The organism is Dactylosporangium aurantiacum, from assembly GCF_000716715.1.
Classification (GTDB): domain Bacteria; phylum Actinomycetota; class Actinomycetes; order Mycobacteriales; family Micromonosporaceae; genus Dactylosporangium; species Dactylosporangium aurantiacum.
Genome location: NZ_JNYJ01000026.1, coordinates 71,250 through 93,550, shown reverse-complemented (window position 1 = coordinate 93,550; position 22,301 = coordinate 71,250). Strand labels below are relative to the sequence as shown.

The following is a 22,301-nucleotide window of genomic DNA, read 5'->3' as shown; positions in this document are numbered from 1 at the left end:
TCAGCGTGGCCGCGGAATCTAGCAGCCGCGCTGCCAGGTGCCGGCGACCTGCTCGGTCGCGGTGGTGCCGTCGTGGTCGTAGTTCGCCACGATGACGTTGCCGTCGGTGATGCCTTCGCTGGTGGTCATCCGGACCGTGAACGGTTCCCAGGCGGTGCCGTTGCGGACCGCCACGTACGGGGTGCCGGGAGGGGTGGCCACCAGCACGCCTGCGGTGTTGACCGCGTGCCCGTAGCTTCCGGAGAACTCCCGGACCACCTGGCCCGAGGTGTTCCACTCCACGACGGTCTTCTTGGCCAGGTCGTCGGTCAGGATCCGGCCACGGTCGTAGAGGCGCACGAACACCTGCCGCGACAGGGTGATGCGTGAGCCGTCCGGGTTGACGATGACTCCGGTGTTCAGCACGTAGCGGCCGGCGTCGTCGATGCCCACCGCATAGGTCGAGAAGCCCAGGCTCGTGTACTGGGCCGGCGTCGCGGCCTTCCACAGCAGACCCTGGGACGAGCCGGAGAGCATGAACGACGAGCCGATGATGTCGCCGGCGGTGTTGATCCCGGTGACGGCGATGCCCATCGTCATTGGCGCGGGCAGCAGCTCGTAGGTGCCGGCCCGATACCGCCACGCCGTGACGCCGTTGGTGCCGGACCAGACACCGGCGATCACGCCCTGGTTGTTGACCACGTCCGCCCGGTTGGAGCCGCTCCCCGCGATCGGTGGCTTCGGCAGCACCTGCGGGCTGCCGTTCTGCCACACCACGGCGTCGCGGCCGGTGCCGTCGGCGCGGACGGCGTGGCCGACGACGGTCCCGGACACCGATGCGACACCGTTGGCGACGGCGTGGGAGTACCCGGCCGGGGCGGGCAGTGCGGTGACCCGCCACGTGCATGCCGCCTGGGCTGCCGCGGCGGCGGGGGCCGCGGGCACCACGACAACGGCCAGAATTAATGCGATGGAGGTCAATGTCCTCATGGGCCCTGAGTCTTGCCGCGTCCATCGGACTGCGTCAATAGCTGATTTCCGGACCTATCCAGGTCCGATTATTCAGGGGAAAATGCTGCAACAACGGTGAATTCTCGGACGTTCGAAACCGTGCATTTCGCCAGCAGCCGCACACCACCGGCAGCCACTCCTCGGGCACGGCCTCCGCGTGCATGCCCTTTGCGGCGGCGCTCGGTGATCAAGCTGGCGAGCGTCTCGGACGCCGGCATCGGCCTCGCGGCCACGGTGCTGATGGTGGCCACGCGATGCGCCGCAGCCGGGGTGAATCATGGGGTGATCCGCGGCGCCCGGACCGTAACGAGTCCGGCGTTCGATGCGCCTCGCCCTAGCATCGACTGGTTGCCTCCGCTCGACCGGTTCCGCCCTGCCCAGCCACGCCGGAACCAACGTGTTCGCCAAGAGGACCGATTGATGCACGGACGCCTAGCGTCATGGCTGGTGCGGGTCAGCCAGCCGTCAGCCGCCATAGGGATCGCAGTCGGCGCCGGGTTCATCGTCGTGGAGACCCTGCTGGTCGTCCCGCTGCGGCAAGTTGCGCCGCTCGAGGCCCTGGCTCTCGTCTACCTGCCCGGTATCCTCGTCGTCTCCGCGGTGTGGGGTCTGTGGTCGGGTGTGGCGACGTCGATCGTCAGCGCGCTCGCGTTCGACTACTTCCACACCCCGCCGATCGGGCGCTTCCAGACCGAGGACTGGCGGGACTGGCTCGGGCTGTCGGTGTACCTCATGGTCGCCACGGTGTCCGGTTCGCTGGCGCAGCTGGCCCGCATGCGGGCACTCGAGTCCATCGAACGAAAGCGGGAGGCGGACGCGGTCGCCGAGATGACCCGGCTGATCCTCGGCGCCGACGACGTGCGCGCTGTACTTCCGGAAGCCTCCGATCGGATCGCGTGCGCCATGCAGCTGCCGTACGCGACGATCGAGCCTGACCCGGCACCGCGGCGCGAGGGCCAGATCCAGCTGCCGTTGGACCCGGGCGCGCTCGTCGTCCCCGGGGACGTCCCGGACCGCGTCCTGCGGCGGCTGCGGGACGGGGTGGTGCCCGGGCTGGTGACCGTGCTGCGGGCCGGTCGATCCTTGCAGGCGAACCGGGCCGGGCTGCAGGCGCTCCTCGCCCAGCAGGCGGCGTTGCGCCGGGTGGCGGTGCTGGTGGCCAACGGCGTCGCCTTCAACGAGATCGTCGCAGCGGTCGCCACCGAGGCGGCCGACCTGTTCGACGCGGACGCCACGCGGGTCTGGCGCTGGGACGGTCCCAGGACGGTGACCGGCGTCGCCGAGTACAACAGAAATCCAGGATCCGGGTCCACGCTGGGCAGACAGGTTGACTTCGCCGATGGCGTCGCGGATGTGGTGCTGCACGGCGCCCGTCCGGCTCGCATCGACTCCTATGAGGGTCACAGCGGTCCACTGGTCGATCTCGCCCGCGCGGGGGGCATGCACGCCTCTGTCGGCGCGCCGGTTGTCGTCGAGGGCCGGGTCTGGGGCGTCGTCGTCGCCTTATGGCGCCGGGCCGGTCCGCCGCCGCTTGGCATCGAGCATGAGCTTGCGAAGTTCACCGAGCTTGTCGCGACCGCGATCGCCAACACCGAGAGCCGAGCGGAGCTCACCGCGTCGCGGGCCCGGCTCGTCTTCGCCGCGGACGAGGCCCGCCGCGGCCTCGAACGCGAGCTGCACGACAGCGTGCAGCAGCGGCTCATCTCGCTCGGGCTGGAGCTGCGCTTCGCCGAGGCGATGGTCCCCAAGGAGCTCGGTGAGGTACGGTCCCGGTTGGCGGACACCGCCGCGGGGCTGTCCGATGCCTTCGAGAACCTTCAACGGATCGTCCGCGGTATACATCCGGCACTCCTCTCCCAGGGCGGACTGGTCCCCGCGGTCAAGGCGCTCGCCCGCCGCAGCGCGGTCCCGGTGACGGTGCGCGGCGGGGTGAACCACCGCCTGCCCGGCTACGTCGAGGTCGCCGCCTACCACGTGATTTCGGTGGCGCTCGCCAACTCGGCCAAGCATGCCGACGTCTCGGAGGTCTCCGTGGACATCGACGTCGTCGCCGAGGAGTCGGCGACGGAAGCGCCGGCGGCCGGCGAGATCCTCATCGTGACCGTCCACGACGACAGCGCTGGCGACACGGACCCGAACCAGGGCTCCACCCTGGCTGCCCTGCGCGACCGCGTCGAGGCGCTCGGCGGCACATTGACACTGGCCAACCCGGCCGGCTCCGGCATGTCCGTCAACGTGAAGCTGCCCATCGCCGGCCAAGACCGGCAGGGTATGGACGCCGACCGGTCATCCGGTGGAACGTGACGGAGCAGGGCACAGCGACGTGGCGGTCGCGATCGAAGCGGACGACGGCGCGAACAGCCGACCCTTGCCGACGATCTCGACCGGCAGTGTCAGTTCGTGCCCGACCTGCTGACGTATCGGCGCTCCGCCGCGGCTGGCATTGGCGGGGCCGGCCGCGCAGGACCGACGGGGGACACTTGAACGGGGCGCGGGGGACGGCCCCGCACAGGTCGGGGTAGCCAGCGCCGGAGGCGTGTGGAGGCACCGTATGGGAACAGGCGCAAGCCGCGCCGAGGTCGTACACGACAGCGAGCACACCAGGGTCACCCGGGTCGTCGCCGGGCACCCGCTCATCCGCAAGGAGCCGCTGGGCCCGGACGCGCCGCGGCGGGTGCAGCACGAGGCCGCGATGCTGCAGCGGCTGCGCGGGGTGCCGGACGTCGCCCAGCTGGTCGACGCGGCTCCGCGGTCCGGGGCGATCACGATGGCCGACGCGGGTGACACGACCCTGGCCGCACTGGCGAAGCCGCTCGCCGCGCGTGAGCTGCTCAGCCTCGCCACCCGGCTGGCCCGGGCGGTGGCGGCGATGCACCGCCACGGCGTGATGCACCGCGACATCACCCCGGCGAACATCCTCATCGGCCCGGACGGGGCCCCGTGCCTGGTGGACTTCCTCCTCGCGACGCCGTTCGCCGAGATCCGGCCCGACTTCATCCACCACACCCAGATCGTCGGCACGCTGGCGTACCTCGCCCCGGAGCAGACCGGTCGCACCGGCCGCTCGGTGGACCAGCGCGCCGACCTGTACGCGCTGGGGGCGACGCTGTACGAGCTGGCCACCGGTGCCCCGCCGTTCGGCGCCGGCGACCCGCTCCGGCTCACCCACGACCACCTGGCCCGAGTGCCGGAGCCGCCCGCGCGGGTGAACCCTGCCGTGCCGGGCCCGCTGTCCGACATCATCATGCACCTGCTGGAGAAGGAGCCGGACGACCGCTACCAGACGGCCGACGGCGTGGTGCACGACCTGGAGCGGCTCCTGTCCGGCGGCCCGGACGCGATGGCCGGCCTGCGGATCGGCGAGCACGACGTACCACTGCGGCTGCTGCCGCCGTCGCGCCTGGTCGGTCGTGACCCGGAAGTGGCGGCGCTGCGGGCGGCGTTCGAGGACGCGACGGCCGGCCGGTGCCGTGCCCTCCTCGTCGCCGGACCGGCCGGGGTGGGCAAGACGGCGCTGGTCGACCAGCTGCGGCCGCTGGTCGCCGGGCGGGACGGCTGGTTCGTGGCGGGCAAGTTCGACCAGTGCCGCCACGACCCCGCGTTCAACGCCGTGCACCAGGCGTTTCGCGCGCTCGGCCGGCTGCTGCTGGCGGAGCCGGAGGAGACCCTCGCGAAGGTTCGTGCGCGCATCTTCGAGGCGGCCGGAGCGAACGTCGGGCTACTGACGGCGATGCTGCCGGAGTTCGCGACGCTGCTCGCAGTGCCGCCCGACACCGGGGACCCGCTCACGGCCCGGGCCCGCGTCGTGCAGACCGTGGCGGAGGTCCTGCGCGCGGTGGCCTCCCGGGAACGCCCGCTCGTGGTCTTCACCGACGACCTGCAGTGGGCCGGGCCGGCCCTCGACCTCGTCGACGAGCTCTTCAGCGCCGAGCCGGTCGACGGTCTGCTCCTCGTCGGCACCTGCCGCGCCGACGACGCACCGGCGCTGGCCCGCTGGCGGCAGCTACCCACGGTACGCCACCTGCCGCTGACCGACCTGGACGAACCCGGACTCGGCGCGCTCGTGGCGGAGGTGCTGCACGTGGACCCGGCGCGCGCGGCCGGACTCGCCGCGACGATCCGCCCGTTCACCGCCGGCAACCCGCATCAGACGGTGGAGTTGCTCAACCTGCTGCGGTCCGACGGCCTGCTGACCGCCGCGGCGGACGGCTGGCAGTGGGACGACGCGGCGACGCAACGGCACCTGCACGGGTCCGAACCGGCGGACCTGCTGGCAGCGCGGTTCGCGGCGCTGCCCGCGCGGACCCGGCACGTGCTGGAGGCGATGGCGTGCCTCGGCGGGCGGGCCGACGTCCGCCTCCTGCAGACCGTGACCGCGGCGACGGCCGACGCGGTGGAGCACTCGCTGCTCCCCGCGCTCGACGAGGGGCTGCTCGTCATGGGTTCCGGCGTCGAGGGAACGGTGCGGTTGCGGCACGATCAGACCTGCGAGGCGGTCCTGCGGTCGATGACGCCCCGGCGCCGCCGCGCCCGGCGGCTGTCCATCGCCCGGCGGCTGGCCGGTGTCCCGGAGCTGTCCGCCGTCGCCGCGGAGCACTACCTGCCGGTGATCGACGCGGTCCGCGAGCCGGCCGAACGGCGCCGGGTCGCGGCCCTGCTGCGGCGGACCGCCGCCGAGGCCGCGGCGATCGGCGACCAGGCGACGGTCGACGCCACACTGGCAGCGGCCCTGCCGCTCATCGACCCGGCGGACACCGCCACGCTGGCCGAGGTGCACACCGCCCGCCACGCGGCGCTGTACGGGCTCGGGAAACTGGACGACGCGGACCAGGAGTACCGCACGATCGAGCGGCTGCGCCCCGACATCATCGACCGGGCAGCCGCGACCGGCGTGCAGATCAGCAGCCTCACCCACCGCACCCGCTTCGCCGAGGCGGTCCGGCTGGGCGCCGACTCGCTGCGCGCGCTGGGCACCGCCGTGCCCGCGGCCGACCGGCTCCCCGCCGAACTCGACCGCCAGCTCGGGTACCTGCACGACTGGCTGGGGCGGCCCGCCGACGCGGACCGGGCGGAGCTGACCGACCCTACGCTGCGCGCCACCGCGCACGTGCTCAACGCGGTCATGGCCGCCGCCTACTTCGGTGAGGACTATGCGACCCACTGCTGGCTCGGGCTGGAGGCGCTGCGGATCTGGGGCGAGCACGGACCGCACCCCGCCCTGATCGGACCGGCGACCGTCGCCTGTACCGCCGCGGTCCTGCTCGGGGACTACGCCGCCGCGTACCGGGCGGGGCAGCGGCTGCTGGCCGAGAGCACGGCGCGCGGCTACCGGCCCGGCACCGCGCGGGCACGCGTCCTGCTGGCCGCGCAGAGCCACTGGTTCGAACCGGCGGAGGACGGTGTGCGGGCCTGCCGACAGGCCCGCGACGAGCTGATCTCCGGCGGCGACCTCGCCTCCGCCGGCTACACCTACTACCAGATCGTGTCCGAGCTGATCGACGTCGCGCCGACGCTCGCGGAACTCGACGCCGAGGTCGAGGCCGGGCGCGTGTTCGTCCGGCGTACCGGCAACGAACTGACCGGCCGGGTGCTGGACAGCTACCGGTGGCTGGTCGCGGTGCTGCGCGGCGAGCACGTCGCCGACGCCCCACCCGAGGAGCCGCCCGTGCCGTTGCCGGACCATCTGGCCCGGGGTACCGCAGCCGCCATCTTCGACGACGGCGCCGGTCTGGCCCGCCACAGCGCCGCGGCGATGGTGCTGCTGCGTACCGGCCTCGGCCCGTACCCGATGGACACCGCCTACCTGCTGCGCGGCCTCGCCCTCGCCCGGCAGGCCCGCGACGGCGACGGCGACCGTGCGGCGGTCCTGTCCGAGCTCGCCGACATGACGGACTGGCTGGCCGCCCGCGCCGCCGACGCGCCCGGAAACTTCCTGCACCTGCTGAGGCTGGTCGAGGCCGAGCGGGCCTGGGCGGTCGGGGACTTCTCCGCCGCCGCCCAGACCTATGACGCGGCCCTGCGCGCGGTGGCCGGCCAGCAACGACCCTGGCACCGGGCGCTCATCACCGAACGCGCGGCCCGGTTCCACCTCACCCACGGCCTCGAACACACCGGCCGTGCCCTGCTCACCGAGGCGCGCCAGGCGTACCTCGAGTGGGGCGCCACCGCGAAGGTCGACCAGCTCGACTGGGCGTTCCCCGCGCGGCCGTCCCCGCCCGCCGAGGCCGGCGAGCAGCGGGCCGTGATGACCACCGGGACGCTCGACCTGCTGGGCATCCTGGCCGCCTCCCAGGCCCTGAGCTCGGAGACCGACCTCGGGCGGCTGCACTCGCGGGTGACCCGCGTGGTGAGCGCGATGACCGGCGCCACGGACGTACAGCTGCTGCTGTGGAGCGACGACCGGCACGACTGGCTGCGGCCGGCGCCGGGCGACGACCGGGCGCAGCCCATGTCCGTGGTCCGCTACGCCCAGCGCACCGGCGAGCCGCTCGTCGTCGAAGACGCCACCCGCGACGATCGCTTCGCCCGCGATCCGTACCTCACCGGGGTCGCCTACTGCGCGCTGCTCGCCGTGCCGATCGTCAGCCGCGGCACGCTGCGGGCGATGCTGCTGCTGGAGAACCGGCTCATCCGGGGCGCGTTCACCGCCGGGCGGCTCGAGGCGGTGCGGCTCATCGCCGGCCAGCTCGCGGTGTCGCTCGACAACATCAAGGTGTACGGCGACTTCCGCCGGATCGCCGACGAACAGACCGCACTGCGACGGGTGGCGACGCTGGTCGCCCGCGGGACCCGGCCCGAGGACCTCTTCGCCGCGGTGGCCGCCGAGATCTGCGCGCTCTGCGGCGCCGAAGAGGCCGTCATCGTACGGCACGAGCCCGACGGATCGGCGACCGTCATGGGGCGGCACGGGCCCGCGGGCCCGCCGCATCCGGCGACCGCCGCGAGCCCGATCGTCGTGGAGGGCCGGGTCTGGGGCGCCATCACGGTCGGGTCGCGCGACCGGCGGCCGCAGCCGCAGCGACTGGCCGCCTTCACCGAGCTCGTCGCCACCGCCATCGCCAACGCCGACAGCCGGGCGGAGCTCTCCACCTCCCGGGCCCGCATCGTCGCCACCGCCGACCAGACCCGCCGGCGCATCGAACGGGACCTGCACGACGGCGCCCAGCAGCGGCTGGTCGCGCTGGCGCTGCAGCTGCGCACCGCGCAGGCGGACGTGCCGCCCGAGCTCGACACGCTCGGCCGGCAGCTCGACCGGGCCGTCAGCGCGGCCACCGCCGCGGCGGACGAGGTCCGCGAGATCGCCCACGGCATCCACCCGGCGATCCTGTCGCAGGGCGGCCTCGGCGCGGCGTTGCGCACGCTCGCCCGCCGCAGCCCCGTCCCGGTCCACCTCGACGTCCGCGCAGAGGTCCGGCTTCCCGAGCACATCGAGGTCAGCGCGTACTACGTGGTCGCCGAAGCGCTCACCAACACGGCCAAGCACGCGCACGCATCGGCGGTGACGGTCACCGTCGACACGGCCGACTCGGCCCTGCACCTCGCGGTCCGCGACGACGGCACCGGCGGCGCCGACCTCGCCCGCGGCACCGGCCTGCTCGGCCTCAAGGACCGCGTCGAGGCGATCGGCGGCCGCCTCTCGATCGACAGCCCTCCGGGGCACGGCACCAACCTGCTCGCGCAGTTGCCGATCGGCCCGCCACCGGCCTGACGGCGTGCCGCTGAACGGCGCAGGGCGCGGGCCGCGGCCGGTGGCAAGACGGCGTTCGCCGAGCTCCTCACGCGGCACCGTGCCACGCTGCACGCCAATCGGTGGTGAAGCCGAAGCGGTGCACGACGTCGGCGGGCCACGGCTGCCGGAGCGGTCCCCGCCGGGCAGGACGACGCGGACGGGCCGGTGGGTCATCGCCGGCCGCCGTACGTCGCCCGGCGCAGGAGGCGTTCGACCGGGCCGGCGCCGAACCGTGCCAGCCACCAGCGGCTCGCGGCCAGCTGGGCCAGGTACAGGACCACAGCCAGGGCGGCGCCGGTGGCGGCGCCGACGCGGCCGTAGAGGCCGAAGCCGTAGGAGTAGTAGACCGTGGTGAAGACCACCGACTGGAGCAGGTAGTTGGTCAGGGCGAGCCGACCGGCCGCCTCCAGCCACGGCGCACGGCGGCGTTCGTAGAGCATGACCCCGGCGGCTGCGAGACCGACCGTGAGCAGCGGCGCGGCCAGGGCCATGAGCAGGATCTGGCCGGCGACGACGAAGAAGCCGCCGGCGCTCTGGACGACCACGACGAGCAGGTTGAGCGGCAGCCCGGCGCCGATGCCGACGCGGGCGAGCCGCCGCAGGCGGGGCCGGTGCGCCGGGTCGCCGGTGAACAGGCCGGTGCGGGCCGCGTACACGCCCAGCAGCATCATCGACAGCACCACGAGGGAGAAGGCCAGGCCGAAGAGCAGGCCGCCGGGGGTCTCGGCGCGTTCGCGGACGAGGTCGAGCCAGCCGCCGGTGCGGTAGAGCGCGGTGAGCCGGGCGGCCTCGGTGGCGTCGGCGGCGGTGATGTCCCGTTCGGCCGCGACGAGGGCGGACGAGCCGGTGGTGGCGCGCAGCCCGAGCAGGCCCAGGCCGATCACGGCCACCGTCGACAGTGCGCCGAGGATGCCCAGCGCGGTGGCGAGCAGGGTCCGCGGGCGGCGGCCGACGAAGGCGAGCAGGACCAGGCCGACGAGGGCGTAGGTGGTGAGGATGTCGCCGAACCAGACGAGCACGAGGTGGGCCGCGCCGATGGCGCCGAGGGCGGCCAGCCGGCGCAGGTACGACGCCCGGCGGGCGGCCAGGGTGGCCACGCCGAAGCCGAACAACAGCGAGAACAGGCCGATGAACTTGCCCTCGCCGAGCACCTTCACCAGCACCGCGGCGGCGCGGTCCCACGGACCGTCGATGGCGGTGGCCGCGAGATGCTCGATTGACGGGGCCGACTTGAACAGGGTCATGTTCACCAGCAGGATGCCGAGCAGGGCGAGGCCGCGCAGGGCGTCGACCACGGGCAGCCGGGCGGCACCCCCGGCCGCCCCACGGGCGTGCGGAGCGGACTGTATCGAAGTCATCGGAAGTCTCCTTGGGGTTCGGGAGCAAACACGGGCCGGCGGCGCAGCGGGTTCACGCAGGCGGTCACGGCCCAGATCCAGAAGAGGCCGTAGCCCGGCACCCACCACGGGATGGTCCAGACGGCGCGGGCCGCGACGAGCAGGAGGCCGGCAGTGATGCCCCACCAGCCGAGGACGGCACGGCCGGCGGCGACGGCGAACCCGCCGAGCGCCACCCAGGCGGAGGCGAACGAGAGGTTTTCTCCGGCGGCGCGCAACGGGTCGCGCCCACCGATGCATCTTGAGACAGTGACGTTCGATGAGTTCCTGGCGGCCCGGCTGCCGGCGCTGCTGCGGTACGCCGTGATGCTGACCGGCGACCCGCACCTCGCCGAGGACGTGGTGCAGGAGACGATGGTCCGCGCCCATGCCGAGTGGGGTCGCGTGTCCCGGGCTGACGTGCCCGATCGCTACGTCAAGCGGATGGTCACCAACACGTACCTCGGATGGCGTCGCCGCGCCTGGTTCCATCGCTCGGTGCCGGTCGCGGAGCTGCCCGAACGGGCGATACCCGATCCGGCGGAGTCCTCGGTCGTACGTCAGGAGCTGTGGGCCCGTCTCGGGAAGCTGCCCGCCCGGCAGCGCGCCGCCGTGGTCCTGCGCTACTACGAAGATCTCGACGACGCGTCCATCGCCGAGATCCTGGGCTGCTCGCTGAGCACCGTGCGCTCGCTGGTCTTCCGGGCGATCGAGGAGCTGCGCCGCACAACCGACTCCGTGATGCCGACCGGCAGGAAGGGTGGCGCTCGATGATTGACGACGATCTGCGGGCGATGTTCGCCGAACGGGAGATGTTCGTCCCGCCGCCCGAGCGCACCGCCGCCATGATTTCCGAAGGGATCCCACGGCGCCGCCGCAGGCGCCGGGTGACCGGCGCGGTCCTGTGCGCGCTGGCCGTCCTCGGCGTGGCGGCCGCCGTCCCGCTCTCGCTCAACCGGCCCGACCGTGACAGTCCATCCGTGGTGGAGCCGAGCGGAAGCCCGAGTGGAAGCCCGAGCGCGGTTCCGGTCGCGCTGGTCCCGGCGTCAGGCGACATTGACCTGACCCTCGCGGTCAGCCCCGGCTGGCTGCCGGCGCAGCCGAAGAAGATCGATGCGGACATCCGCCCCGGCCGGTCCAACGTGACGTACCAGTTCGCCGACGGGGGTCGCGTCCGCTCGGTCACCATCGGTACCTCCGACGGGGTGCCCGACCTGGTCCCGCCCCCCACCGACCCGTCATGGACCGACGTCGACGTGAACGGCGTCCCGGGGCGGCAGCGCACCGTCGTGCGTCCGCAGGAGGGCATCCGCGTGTGCCTGCTGGCGTGGCAGGACGGCGCACGATGGCTGAACATCTTCACCGACGACGTCGGCACCGCACCGTCGTGCGCGGTCGCCCTGCAGGTCGCGCGCAACCTGCAGCGCGAGCCGATGACGCTGCCCCGGACGGTGCGCATCGGCCTGGTCCCGCAGGGGTACACGATGACCGGCACCGGGACGAGGGCGGAGACCTGGTGTCCGCCCCGCGAGCAGCAGGCGCGGGGGTGCCTGACGGCGCGGCGGGACCCCGTCAGCGAGGGGTTCGACGGCACGCCGGTGACCGTCCGTGGGCACGCGGGTGTGCTGCAGCGCACCGAGACGGTGGCAACGGTGTATGTCACCGGGTATCTGTGGCTCGAGCTGCCGACGCCGCAGCGCGATCCGAGGTTCGCGCCGCTGACCGATGCCGACCTGCTCCAGATCGCCCAGAGCGTGGAGATCAGCTGATGACATGCGGGGAGTCATCCGCGGTCGGCGATCCATGACCCGTGGAACCCGGCCGGTACGCGACGTGGCAGGCCGACCGTGGCCACCGGGGCGAGGCCGGCGGCGTCCAGGACGAGCAGGACGGAGCCCGCCGGACCGGTGACGATGCTGAGCAGCCAGCCCTCGTCCTCGGCACGCGCGCCGTCCGTGGGCACGAAGACCGCCTCGCCGGGGCGCTGCTCGGCATCACAGTGGTACACGGTGGCGCTGCCGGTGCCGGTGTCGTACTTGACGATCGTGTGCTCGCCCACGGTGTACAGATGCCGGTTGGGTCGACCGGTGCGGTCGTTGTCGTGGGTGGGGAACTCGACGCCGCGGTCGTCCAGCGACTCCTCCCGCCGGGTGCCTGTCGCCGGGTCGAGCCGCCAGCGGTACAGCTGGGCCCGGGACCGGTCCAGGTTGGCTCCGCCGCCGAGTCGCGACCACACAGACCCGAAGGTTGCGACGTCGTAACGGACGGCGTCGAGCACCACCGCGCCGGCGGCGTCCTCGTAGGCGTTGCCGACGTGGAAGACGAAACAGGGATCGACCTCGAACCAGCGCACCGGGGCGAGCGCGGCGCGGGGCATCACCCCGAGCCGCGCGCCGTACGCGTCGTCCCACCGGTAGGGGATGCGTTCCCTGCCGATCAGCGCCGGGTCGAACACCACGGGCAGGTCCAGCCAGACGACGTGACCGGCGGTGATGGCGAAGTCGTGCATCATCGTCGGCCCGGCGACGGCGACCTCGCGGCTGCGGACCAACTCGCCGGCCGCGTCCAGGACGTGGTACGTGAGGTACGGCGGCAGGGCACCGTATCCGAAGAAGTGCAGTTCCCCGGTCTGCGGATCCTGCTTGGGGTGTGCCGTCATCGCGGTGGTGAGCCGGCCGCCGAAGTCGCACGGCCCCACGGTGTCCAGCTCCGCTGTCACCTCGTACGGCAGGCCGCTCTCGACCAGCGCCAGAATCCGGTCGCCGTGCGGCACGACGTGGGTGTTGGCCGGCACCGCGGTGCGGTCGATGGACAGGTCCGGGCGGACGTACGACGCACCCTCGAGCTCCGCGGTGCGCACCCAGCGGTTGCGGTACCACTCGGCCCGCCCGCCACGCAGCCGGACCCCGTGGATCATGCCCGGCCCCAGGAACCAGTGCCCGGGGTCCTGGCCGGGCAGCGGATTCGGGCCGTTGCGGAAGTACCGCCCGGTCAGCTCAGGGGGCAGCGCCCCGGTGACGGGCAGGTCGTACGCGTCCATCTCGTCGGCCACCGGCGCGAGATATCCGCTGAGATAGGCCGGTCCGGTCACGATCGGACCTCCTTGCCGGCAAGGTGTCACCTGAACCGACACTACCCCGGGACCGGCGGGCGGCGGTGGCAGGTGACGGCGGGTCCCACCGTCGGTCACCCGCGGCGGGCGAATCGGTCGCGTCCGGGTGTGGCGGTCGCCGCGGTGGAGAGCGTAGGGGCACGAGCCGTCGAGCGGAGGTTGACGTGAACGGCGAAAGAGCGGTCGTGGTCGGCGCCGACGGCGGGGAACCTTCGACGCAGGCCGTGCGATGGGCGGCGGCGGAGGCGGTCCGCCGACATGCGCCGCTGCGCGTGGTGGTCGCGTACTACTGGAGAACACCGGTGTTCGCGGTGGCCCCGGCGGGTGAGCTCGCCGAGGCCGCGCGCTGGTCCGCCGACCTGCTCGTCGAGGACATCGCGCGGGAGATGTCCGTCGCGCATCCTGAGGCTGACGTGCGGACGGAGGTGGTGCAGGGGCACCCCGCCGAGGTCCTGCTGACGGCGGGGGAGGACGCGGCGCTGCTGGTCCTCGGGACCAGGGGCCGGCACGCCACGGTGGGGGCCGTGCTCGGCTCGGTCAGCCAGCAGGTCGCCGTCCATGCGAGGTGTCCTGTGGTGGTCGTGCGGGGACGGACCGACCCGACCGGTGACGTCATCGTCGGCGTCGACGGCTCCGAGCCGTCGGACCGGGCGCTGGCCCTCGGGTTCGACGAGGCCCGGCAGCGCGGCTGCGGCCTGTTGGCGCTGCGGGCCGTGGAGACGCCGCTGGTGCCGGTCCCGGTCGGTGCGCCGCCGCTGGTGTACGACACGGCTGAGATCCAGCGCGCGTTGACCGAGCAGGCGGTCGGGCAGGTGGCCAGGGCGAGCGAACGCTGCCCGGACGTGCGGTGGGAGTGCCACGGTGTCGTCGGTGACGCCGCCGATGTGCTCGTCGAGCGTTCGCAGCGAGCGCAGCTGGCGGTCGTCGGCAGCCGGGGACATGGCGGGTTCACCGGCCTGCTGCTCGGCTCGGTAGGTCTGCGCCTGCTCCACCGCGCGCACTGCCCGGTGATGATCGCGCACGGCGCTCAAGGATCCGACGGACCGGTGTGACCCGGCGGTGCCGCCGGCCGGGTGCTACCGCGCCGGCGGGTGAGGTCGGCCGCCTCCAGCTCCGCCAGCTGCAGGGTCCGGGCGGCGAGCGCGGTCTCCAGGGCCGGGATCCAGTGGCGGTCCAGTGCCCGTACCCGCCGCCGGGTGGCGGCCATCTCGCCCTCGACGGCGGCGAGCGCCGCGTCGGCGGCCGAATACCTCACCGCGGCGAGCGCCGCCGCCCGGTACGCCGTCTCGGCCTGCGAGAGCGCGGCCCCTCCCGGCGCCGGCAGCTGCGTGGGGCGTTGCGGGATCATCACCGACGGCTCTCCCGGGCAGCGGACGCCCATCACCGCGGTCCACGGCACGCGGACCTCGGCCAGGGGCACCTCGGTCGCACCCTCGATCGCCTCGAGGCCGTCGAGCAGCATCGCGCGTTCGAGCCGGCCGCGGGCCGCCGCGTCGGCAGCTGCCCAGTCCCTGGCTGCCTCGGCACGCCGCCGCCGGAGACGGTCGTGCTCGGCGGCGAGCAGGGTGAGCTTGCGCCGCAGGACGCCGCTGCCATGCCGGGTGACCTCGAGGCGGTGGCGCAGCCACAGCAGGCCCGAACGGCCCACCGGCACATGGCGTAGGGCGATCATCCGGCGGCCCCAGCGGGGTGGGCCGCGCGGATCGCGTCGGGCAGCATGACGAGCTCCCGGTCCGGCAGCGTCCGGACCGCCTGCCAGGCCCGGTCGAGCGTGTCGTCCAGGGTCCGCGCCTCGTCCGGCCGCTGGTCGATCAGTCGCTGTTCGACGACCTCGGCGAAGCCGAGGTACTGGCGGTCCACGTCGCCGAGCGCCGCCGCCCCGATCAGGTCGGCCAGCTCGCGGGTCTGCCGGGCCCGCGACAGGGCGGCGAGCACCTGCGCCGCGAGCGGGAGATGGTCGTCGCGGGTGCGGCCCGGGCCGGCCCCGTGGCGCATGAGCCGGGACAGCGACGACAGCGGGTCGGCCGGCGGATACACACCCCGGCCGTGCAGTTCGGCGGAGAGCACGATCTGCCCCTCGGTGATGTACCCCGTGAGGTCCGGCACCGGATGCGTGATGTCCCCGGCCGGCATGGTCAGCACCGGCAGGACCGTCACCGAGCCGGGGCGGTGCCGGATCCGGCCGCACCGTTCGTAGAGCGAGGCGAGGTCGGTGTAGAGGTACCCCGGATAGGCCCGCCGGGCGGGCAGCTCACCACGGGCCGCCGACACCTCCCGCAGCGCTTCGGCATAGCTGGTCATGTCGGTCATCACGACCAGGACGTCCCGGCCACCGGTGAACGCGAGATCCTCGGCCACCGTCAGCGCCAGCCGCGGCGTGAGGATTCGCTCGATCACCGGATCGTCGGCCGTGTTCAGCAGCAGCACCAGTTCACCGGCGGTGGCCCGCTCGTCCAGGGCGTCCCGGACGTACGCGGCGTCGGCGTGGGTGAGGCCCATGCCCGCGAAGACCACGCTGAACGGTGCACCGCCGACATGGGACTGCGCGGCGATCTGGACGGCCAGTTCGAGGTGCGGCAGGCCCGCGACGCTGAACACCGGGAGCTTCTGGCCGCGCACCAGGGTGGTCAGCGCGTCGACCGCGGAGACGCCCGTGATGACCGGCTCGGCCGGTGGTTCGCGCCACGTCGGGTTGAGCGCTGCCCCGGCCACCGCGGCGCTGCGCTCACCGGTGACCGGCGGGCCGCCGTCGATCGGCGCGCCGCGGCCGCTGCAGGTGCGCCCCAGCCAACGGTCGCCGACCGCGATCCGCATCGGCGCGCCGGCGAACGCGACGGTGCTACCGTGGCGGCCCATGCCCGCCGTTCCCTCGAACACCTGGACGACGGCCGTGTCGCGGTCGACCTCGAGCACGACGCCGTGCCGCTCGGCGCCGGCGGGCAGACGCACGGTCACGACATCGTCGTAGCCGGCTCCCGAGACGCCACCGACGACGACCAGGGGGCCGCGCAGCTCCCGGATGTCGCCGTACTCGACCACCGGCCATGCGGTCATCCCGTCCTCCTCGCGGCCGCCGCGTCGAGCCGGGCCAGGACCTCGTTGCGCAACCGGGTGATTCCGCCGGCGTCGGCGGGGCCGAGCGTCTCGCGGGCCCGGGCCAGCGGACCGAAGTCGACCGCCTCGATGGCGGCCGGCCCGGTGCCGGCTTCGACGAGTGCGTGGCAGCGGTCGCACACGGCGAGGACGGCGTCGAGCAGCGCCGCCGACTTCACCGCCGTGCAGTAGGCGTCGTTCGCCACGAGGGCGTTCTGTCGCAGCACGCCGTCGCGCAGGAGCCGCCCGGCGAGCAGCGTCATCCGCTCGTGCGCCGGCAGCCCGCCCGTGCCGACGAGGTCGGCGAGCGCGGCGATGCGGTCGGCGTCGGCGAGCACGTCCAGCGCCCGCGCCCGCCGGGCGTTCCAGCCCGGATCCCCGCGCCGGGCGTGATCGGCGCCGACCAGCCCGGTGTCGCGGGAGAACGACGCCGACCAGGACACCGCGGGGTAGTGGCGGGCGTAGGCGAGATCCCGGTCGAGCGACCATCGGCAGCGCACGAACCGCTCGGTGTTCGCGATGACCGGCTCGGTCATGTCGCCACCGGGTGGGGACACCGCGCCGACGATCGTGACCGAGCCGGCGCCGCCCCCGAGCGTCCGCACGGCGCCGGCCCGTTCGTAGAAGGCGGCCAGCGCCGAGGCGAGGTCGGCGGGGTAGCCTTCCTCGGCCGGTGGTGTTCCGCTGCGGGACGCGAACTCGCGCAACGCCTCGGCCCACCGTGACGTGGAGTCGGCTATGACCACCGCGTCGTAGCCCATGTCGCGGTAGAACTCGGCGACGGTGACGCCGGTGTAGATGCTGGCCTCCCGGGCCATCATCGGCATGTTCGACGTGTTGGCGATCACGACGGTCCGGTCGAGCAGGCGCCCCCCGGTCCGGGGGTCCTCCAGCGTGGACAGTTCGCCGACGACGTCGGCCATCTCGTTGCCGCGCTCACCGCAACCGACGTAGACGATGACGTGGGCGTCGCACCACTTGGCGATCTGCTGCAGCAGGAGGGTCTTGCCGGTGCCGAAGCCGCCCGGCACCGCCGCCGTGCCGCCCTTGGCGATCGGGAAGAACGCGTCGACCACGCGCTGCCCGGTGAGCAGCGGCGCGTCCGCGGCGCGGCGGGCCGTGTACGGGCGCGGGGTGCGTACGGGCCACGCCGTGGTCATCGTCACCGGTGCCGTCCCGACGGTGACGAGGACGTCGTCGGGTCCGTACTCGCCGGGCCCGGCGACCTGCCGGACGGTGCCGGCCACGTGTGGCGGGACGAGGAGCCGGAACTCGACCGGGCCGCCGGTGGCGACAGTGCCGAGGATCCCGCCCGGTCCGGCCGTGTCGCTCTTCGCCACGCTCGGGATGAAACGCCGGGTCGTACCGTGAGCCGGCGTGGCACCGAGCGATCCGGCGGTGAGCCAGACCGGGCCACCGGCGAGGGGGCGCAGCAGGCCGTCGAACAGCCCGCCGAGCAGCCACGGCCCGAGCGGCGCCGCCAGCGGGCGGCCGAGCGGGACGGCGGCGTCTCCCGGGCGGAGCCCGCCGGTGTACTCGTACGCCTGCACGGTGACGGCCGGGCCCCGCACGGCGACGACCTCGCCGGGTGAGCGGTGTGGGCCGAGTTCGAGGACGTCGTGCATGGCGGCGTCCGCGCCGTCCACCTGCACCAGCGGCCCGTTGACCCGCGTGATCCGGGCGGCCTGCGTGCCGTCGATGGCCCGTGCGGTCATCGCCACAGCTCCGCCAACGATTCGGCCGACTCGACGGCATGCCGGGTCAGTGATGCGATGGAGCAGTCCACGTGCCGGTCACCGAGGTGGGCCGTGAAGCCGCCGCCTGCGGCCGGTTCGACCGTCGCGCCCGGGCCGAGGGCGGCGGCGGCCTGGGCGGCGAGCGCGGGTCCGAGCCGGCTGTCGTCGAGCGCCGCCCGCAGCGCATCGGCCACGCGACGGCTCAGTTCGTCGTAGACGTCGCGCTGCGCCGCCAGCACGAGCGCGTGGGCGGCACGGCGGGTGTGCGCCTCCTCGGCCCTGGCGAGGCGTGCGGCGTCGGCGCGGCCGGTGCTGCGCGCCACCGCCAGGATCCGTTCGGCCTCGGCGCCGGCGTCGGCCAGCAGCCGGGTGCAGGACCGTGCGGTCTCGGCACGGACGGCGGCGGCCTGCGCCCGCGCGCGGTGCAGCAGGGCCGAACGGACCGGCTCGAGGCTCTCACGGACCGGCATGCTCATGTGGCACCGTCCGGGTCCGGCAGCACGGCGAGCAGACGGCCACCGGGCCCGCCGTCCGCGGCCACGGCCCGGGCCACGGACGGGGTGACGATGACGATGCTGACCCGGGGGTCGAGTTCCCGCCATGCGGCCAGGGCCGCCCGCTCGTCGTCCGCGGTGACGACCGTGACCCCGGCCAACCCGTAGCCCCGGACCAGGCGGACCTCGCCGATCGCCGCGACGTGTGTCGTCGCTTCCATGCTCATGCCTTGCCGATCAGGATGATCGCGATGATGAGCCCGTAGATCGCGATGCCCTCCGCCAGGCCGACGACCACCATGGCGCGGCCGAACAGCTCGGGACGCTCGCTCAACGCCGCGAGTGCCGCGGCGCCGGTGTACGCCACGGCGATCGCCGCGCCGATCGATGAGCCGGCCACCGCGATGGCCGCGCCGAGCAGCGCGGCCCAACCCGCGCCGCCCGTCCCGGCCTGGGCGGCCGCCGTGGTGCCGGCACCGGCCCGATCCGGGGTGAGCAGCAGCGCCACGGCGCTGACGGCGGCAGCGAACAGCACGGCGTTCGCCAGGACCAGCGCGCGGGTCACCAGCCAGGGCCACCGGGCGGCGAATCGTCGGACGGCCCAGGCGACGATCAGGACTCCCGGCACCGCGCCGAGCCAGAGTGCGTTCACCGCAGAACCTCCTTCGGTGCCGGATCGCAGCGCCACGGCCGGAAGGGCCGGCCGGTTCCCTCGAACACCCGGGAGAACAGCTCGTAGTACTCCAGGCGCAGCGCCTGAACCCCGGCGACGACGGCCTCGAGGCCGAACGTGACCGCGTTGCCGAGCACGAACACGGTCACCGCCGCGACCGTCCACGTCCCGCCCCGCTGCCACAGCCCGGCCGTGCCGGCCCACACGAGCGCGCCGAGTGCCGCGTGCGTCAGCCCGAACGCGGCGAGCCGGGCGAACGACACCAGGTTCGCGCAGATACGCACGACGAGGTCGAAGAGCTGGACGACGGTCTGTGCCACAGCGGCACCCTCGGCCGCGGCGGCATACAGTCCGGCAGCGGCGATCGCCAGTCCCGCGGCCGCGACGGCCACCGCGACGGCCACCAGGGGGATGCTCGCGGCGAAGACGCCGGCGGCGAGCAGGCACAGGCCGGCGAAGACGGCGGCACCCGCGATGCCGGACGGCGCGTACAACGCCAACCCGGCCGAGCCCTCCCGCCAGCGGTTCACGATGCCCACCACGTAGGCGGCCGCCAGGAACGCCCCACCCAGCCCGACCGCGGCGACCAGCAGCCGCACCGGCTCGGCCAACGGCTGCAGCCACAGCGCGGGCAGCAGCCCGGTGGGCCCGAAGAACTCGCCGTACAGCACCCCGAAGACGGTGGCGGCCAGACCGGCGCCGGCAACGAACGGCCACGCGTCGCGAAGCCTGGGGTACCGCGAGGGTGGGCGCCGGGCCAGCACGACGGCTACCAGCACCAGGACGAGCCCGTGACCGGCGTCGCCGAACATCATCCCGAACATCACCACATAGGCCATGCCGGCCAGGAGCGTCGGGTCGACGTCGGCGTAGGGCACCGCGCCGTACGTCTCGACGATCGGCGCGAACGACCTGCCCACCCGCCCGGCCCGGGCGAGCAGCGTCGGCGGCTCGGCGCCGGGCGGCGGTCGCAGCGCGGCGAGCGCACCACCGAGTGGTGCGAGCCGGTCCGCCAACGGACCTCGGGCCGGCTCCGGGCACCAGCCCAGGTACGCGGCCGCTCCATGGCGACGCAACGCCGCGGCTTTCATCCGTGCGATGCCCACTGCGTCCGGATCGCCGGCGCCGTGGTCGACGGGCTCCAGCTCGACCACGCCGGCGAGCCCGACCTCGGCCAGGACCGCGTCGAGCGTGTCCTCGGGCGCCACCAGCGCGACACGCGTCATGCGCACCGGCCGCAGCCGTTGCCGCCACGACGCCGCTCCAGGCGCGGTCACGGCGTGCCCTCACCGCGGCCGGTGCCGTACACCTCGCCCAGCACGGCCGAGACGATCGACACTGTGGCGGCGTCGAGGCGGTCCCAGGCGCGGGCACGCAACGCTGCTGCCGTGCACCGCGCGTCGGCCATGACGGTCTCCACGGCTTGGGCAGTGTCGGCGCGTGCCGCGGCGAACGCCTCAACGCGCGCCTGTTGTGCACGGGCGTGCGCGGCCGTCGCGATCCGTTGCGCGGCGACACCGGCCCGGTGCCGTCGTCGCGCGGCCGCCGCCTCCGCCTCGGCCCGGATCGCGGCCGCTTCCGCGTCAGCGGCGGCGAGCACGGAGAAGACCGGGCGCAGTTCCTCCTCCGTCCGGGCCGCCAGGTCGGCTGGCACCGCCGCCTGCCCGGCCGTACCCGGAGGGCCGGCCGGCCGGAAGCGTTGCAGAAGCTGCCGCAGCGTCGTCACGGTCGCTACCTACCCCCGCCGGACGGCCGCCAACGGCTCGCCCGAAGCGCATTGCGGGCGCATCCTTGTGGGTATGCGATCTGGTGCCGCCCACGTCGCCGGCGCGGTGCGGGCACACGCCCTCGCTCGGCGTTGTGTCGGTCCCGCCTCGGCACGGGTGCTGGCCGGGAGGCCGGGGCTTGACGCGGCGATCAGCACGCTGGCATCCGGTCCGTACGGCCGGGAGGTGCGCGCGGGCCAGGACGCGCAGTCGGTGCAGGAGGCGGTGTCCCGCACGACGCTGTGGCACCTGCGGATCCTCGCGGGATGGCTGCCGCGGGACGGTGTCGAGCAGTTGCGGGCGATCGCCGGCTGGTTCGAGATCCGCAACGTGGAGCGGACGCTGCGCCACGGACGGGGCCACGACGCCCCCGCACCGTTCAGGCTGGGGTCGTTGGCGGTCGTCCGGCCGCCGCTGTCCGCCACGTTCACAGTGGAGCAGGTGCGGGCGGCGCTGGCGTCATCCGCGTGGGGTGACCCCGGGGCCGCGACCGCCCGCGCGATCGGACAGAGCATGCGGGCCACCTGGGCGGTGCGCGCCGCAGCGGTACCTCCGGCCGAGCCGTGGGCGGCGGGCGGCCTCGCCCTGATGGTGGCGCGGGAGCGGTGGCTCAACGGCCGGCCGCTCACCGAAGCGGCCCACTCCCGCGCCGCCGGTCTGCTCGGCCGGCGCGCCCTCGACGCCGCTTCGTTCGCCGGCTTCGTCGCCGCACTCGCGGCCCCGGCGGCGTGGGCGCTCGCCGACGTCCCGGCGCCGGATGCGCTGTGGCGGGCGGAGGCGGGCTGGTGGGGGCGGGTCGGCCGGGACGCCCACGGGCTGTTGCGCGCGGCCGGTTTCGACGGCCGTCCCGCCATCGGCGCGGCCGCCGCGCTCGCGGTCGACGCCTGGCGGGTCAGGGCAGCTGTGGCCACAGCGGCGGACGGTGCCGGCACCGGGCCGTACGACGCGATGATGGACGCGGCCGCCGGCGTCGCCAGTTCGGGCGGACCTGGTTGACGACCTGGCCCGGGGGAGCGCCGGACCGGACCGGCTGGGTCGTCCGGTAGATCCGGGCCAGCCGGTCGGCGTCGGTGATGGTGGCGAGGCGCGGTCGGTTGGCCCGCGCGGCCGGCTGCGACACTGCCAGGCCGACGGCGAGCAGGAGGACCGCCGTGAGGACATCGGTGCTCGCGGCGATGGTGAACCGCTCATACGGCGCGGTCAGGAAGTAGCAGAACGACACGGCGGCGGACGGGGCCGCGACCGCGCCGGCCAGGCGGTTGCCGATGGCGGCCACCGCAGGACACTGCGATGTTCCCGCGGCGAGCGTCGCAGTCGCCTCCGCCGCGGTGG

Annotated in this window: 19 protein-coding genes; 6 read left to right on the top strand and 13 right to left on the bottom strand. The window is 74.2% G+C overall.

Going from position 1 to position 22,301, the window contains the following annotated elements:
* Positions 1-18: 18 nt before the first annotated feature.
* Positions 19-969, bottom strand: coding sequence for a hypothetical protein (locus tag OP18_RS28080; protein WP_156089844.1), 951 nt, complete (start codon positions 967-969; stop codon positions 19-21).
* 204 nt (positions 970-1,173) lie between these two features.
* Here OP18_RS28080 and OP18_RS53195 point away from each other — a divergent pair, with 204 nt between their 5' ends.
* Together OP18_RS53195 and OP18_RS28070 are read left to right on the top strand one after the other, a co-directional pair.
* Positions 1,174-3,294 (top strand): sensor histidine kinase, encoded by a 2,121-nt coding sequence (locus tag OP18_RS53195; protein ID WP_081971194.1) that lies wholly within the window; start codon positions 1,174-1,176, stop codon positions 3,292-3,294.
* A gap of 247 nt (positions 3,295-3,541) precedes the next feature.
* Positions 3,542-8,698 carry an AAA family ATPase gene (locus OP18_RS28070; protein ID WP_052387463.1) on the top strand — a complete coding sequence of 1,719 codons (5,157 nt, stop codon included), beginning with the start codon at positions 3,542-3,544 and terminating at the stop codon, positions 8,696-8,698.
* A 191-nt stretch (positions 8,699-8,889) separates the two neighbouring features.
* On the opposite strand, the gene OP18_RS28065 is transcribed toward OP18_RS28070, so the two are convergent.
* Together OP18_RS28065 and OP18_RS58745 are read right to left on the bottom strand one after the other, a co-directional pair.
* Positions 8,890-10,077: a DUF418 domain-containing protein gene (locus tag OP18_RS28065; RefSeq protein ID WP_162189850.1), complete on the bottom strand. Its 1,188-nt coding sequence runs from the start codon at positions 10,075-10,077 to the stop codon at positions 8,890-8,892.
* Positions 10,074-10,334 carry a hypothetical protein gene (locus tag OP18_RS58745; RefSeq protein ID WP_033362059.1) on the bottom strand — a complete coding sequence of 87 codons (261 nt, stop codon included), beginning with the start codon at positions 10,332-10,334 and terminating at the stop codon, positions 10,074-10,076. The genes OP18_RS28065 and OP18_RS58745 overlap by 4 nt, the downstream gene beginning before the upstream one ends.
* Positions 10,335-10,365: 31 nt before the next feature.
* Here OP18_RS58745 and OP18_RS28055 point away from each other — a divergent pair, with 31 nt between their 5' ends.
* Complete coding sequence (locus tag OP18_RS28055) at positions 10,366-10,869, top strand: SigE family RNA polymerase sigma factor (protein WP_156089843.1); 504 nt, start codon at positions 10,366-10,368, stop codon at positions 10,867-10,869.
* Positions 10,866-11,864, top strand: a complete 999-nt coding sequence (locus OP18_RS28050; protein ID WP_033362057.1) for a hypothetical protein — start codon at positions 10,866-10,868, stop codon at positions 11,862-11,864. Before OP18_RS28055 ends, OP18_RS28050 begins: the two co-directional genes overlap by 4 nt.
* Before the next feature lie 14 nt (positions 11,865-11,878).
* Here OP18_RS28050 and OP18_RS28045 read toward each other — a convergent pair whose 3' ends face one another.
* A complete protein-coding gene (locus tag OP18_RS28045; protein ID WP_245635543.1) occupies positions 11,879-13,186 on the bottom strand; it encodes a carotenoid oxygenase family protein in 1,308 nt (435 codons plus the stop codon).
* 185 nt (positions 13,187-13,371) lie between these two features.
* Between OP18_RS28045 and OP18_RS28040 the strand changes: the two genes are divergently transcribed.
* Positions 13,372-14,259: a universal stress protein gene (locus OP18_RS28040; protein ID WP_033362056.1), complete on the top strand. Its 888-nt coding sequence runs from the start codon at positions 13,372-13,374 to the stop codon at positions 14,257-14,259.
* On the opposite strand, the gene OP18_RS53190 is transcribed toward OP18_RS28040, so the two are convergent.
* Genes OP18_RS53190 through OP18_RS28000 form a run of 8 tightly spaced genes read right to left on the bottom strand, consistent with a single transcriptional unit; the run spans position 14,235 to position 20,929 of the window.
* Complete coding sequence (locus OP18_RS53190; RefSeq protein WP_052387461.1) at positions 14,235-14,855, bottom strand: V-type ATP synthase subunit D; 621 nt, start codon at positions 14,853-14,855, stop codon at positions 14,235-14,237. The genes OP18_RS28040 and OP18_RS53190 overlap by 25 nt on opposite strands.
* A 20-nt stretch (positions 14,856-14,875) precedes the next feature.
* Positions 14,876-16,261: a V-type ATP synthase subunit B gene (locus tag OP18_RS28030; RefSeq protein ID WP_033362055.1), complete on the bottom strand. Its 1,386-nt coding sequence runs from the start codon at positions 16,259-16,261 to the stop codon at positions 14,876-14,878.
* Positions 16,258-18,015 carry a V-type ATP synthase subunit A gene (locus OP18_RS28025; RefSeq protein ID WP_052387469.1) on the bottom strand — a complete coding sequence of 586 codons (1,758 nt, stop codon included), beginning with the start codon at positions 18,013-18,015 and terminating at the stop codon, positions 16,258-16,260. Before OP18_RS28025 ends, OP18_RS28030 begins: the two co-directional genes overlap by 4 nt.
* Positions 18,012-18,512: a hypothetical protein gene (locus OP18_RS57655; protein WP_156089842.1), complete on the bottom strand. Its 501-nt coding sequence runs from the start codon at positions 18,510-18,512 to the stop codon at positions 18,012-18,014. The genes OP18_RS28025 and OP18_RS57655 overlap by 4 nt, the downstream gene beginning before the upstream one ends.
* Positions 18,509-18,751 carry a hypothetical protein gene (locus OP18_RS28015; protein ID WP_033362053.1) on the bottom strand — a complete coding sequence of 81 codons (243 nt, stop codon included), beginning with the start codon at positions 18,749-18,751 and terminating at the stop codon, positions 18,509-18,511. Before OP18_RS28015 ends, OP18_RS57655 begins: the two co-directional genes overlap by 4 nt.
* 2 nt (positions 18,752-18,753) lie before the next feature.
* Complete coding sequence (locus OP18_RS28010; RefSeq protein ID WP_033362052.1) at positions 18,754-19,182, bottom strand: ATP synthase subunit C; 429 nt, start codon at positions 19,180-19,182, stop codon at positions 18,754-18,756.
* Complete coding sequence (locus OP18_RS28005) at positions 19,179-20,429, bottom strand: V-type ATPase 116kDa subunit family protein (protein WP_033362051.1); 1,251 nt, start codon at positions 20,427-20,429, stop codon at positions 19,179-19,181. Before OP18_RS28005 ends, OP18_RS28010 begins: the two co-directional genes overlap by 4 nt.
* A gap of 47 nt (positions 20,430-20,476) precedes the next feature.
* Positions 20,477-20,929, bottom strand: coding sequence for a hypothetical protein (locus OP18_RS28000; protein WP_033362050.1), 453 nt, complete (start codon positions 20,927-20,929; stop codon positions 20,477-20,479).
* Between the two features lie 226 nt (positions 20,930-21,155).
* Between OP18_RS28000 and OP18_RS57650 the strand changes: the two genes are divergently transcribed.
* The gene (locus OP18_RS57650; protein WP_156089841.1) at positions 21,156-21,965 is read left to right on the top strand and encodes a hypothetical protein; all 810 of its coding nucleotides are present in this window, start codon (positions 21,156-21,158) and stop codon (positions 21,963-21,965) included.
* Here OP18_RS57650 and OP18_RS62620 read toward each other — a convergent pair.
* Positions 21,862-22,245 (bottom strand): DUF4118 domain-containing protein, encoded by a 384-nt coding sequence (locus OP18_RS62620; RefSeq protein ID WP_033362048.1) that lies wholly within the window; start codon positions 22,243-22,245, stop codon positions 21,862-21,864. The two genes, OP18_RS57650 and OP18_RS62620, sit on opposite strands and share 104 nt — an antisense overlap.
* Positions 22,246-22,301 lie beyond the last annotated feature (56 nt).

Excerpts from the sequence above, each read along its gene's own strand:
- OP18_RS28080 (WP_156089844.1), bottom strand. The coding sequence starts at position 969 with ATGAGGACATTGACCTCCATCGCATTAATTCTGGCCGTTGTCGTGGTG.
- OP18_RS28070 (WP_052387463.1), top strand. The coding sequence starts at position 3,542 with ATGGGAACAGGCGCAAGCCGCGCCGAGGTCGTACACGACAGCGAGCAC.
- OP18_RS28065 (WP_162189850.1), bottom strand. The coding sequence starts at position 10,077 with ATGACTTCGATACAGTCCGCTCCGCACGCCCGTGGGGCGGCCGGGGGT.
- OP18_RS28050 (WP_033362057.1), top strand. The coding sequence starts at position 10,866 with ATGATTGACGACGATCTGCGGGCGATGTTCGCCGAACGGGAGATGTTC.
- OP18_RS28030 (WP_033362055.1), bottom strand. The coding sequence starts at position 16,261 with ATGACCGCATGGCCGGTGGTCGAGTACGGCGACATCCGGGAGCTGCGC.
- OP18_RS28025 (WP_052387469.1), bottom strand. The coding sequence starts at position 18,015 with ATGACCGCACGGGCCATCGACGGCACGCAGGCCGCCCGGATCACGCGG.
- OP18_RS57655 (WP_156089842.1), bottom strand. The coding sequence starts at position 18,512 with ATGAGCATGCCGGTCCGTGAGAGCCTCGAGCCGGTCCGTTCGGCCCTG.
- OP18_RS28015 (WP_033362053.1), bottom strand. The coding sequence starts at position 18,751 with ATGGAAGCGACGACACACGTCGCGGCGATCGGCGAGGTCCGCCTGGTC.
- OP18_RS28005 (WP_033362051.1), bottom strand. The coding sequence starts at position 20,429 with ATGACGCGTGTCGCGCTGGTGGCGCCCGAGGACACGCTCGACGCGGTC.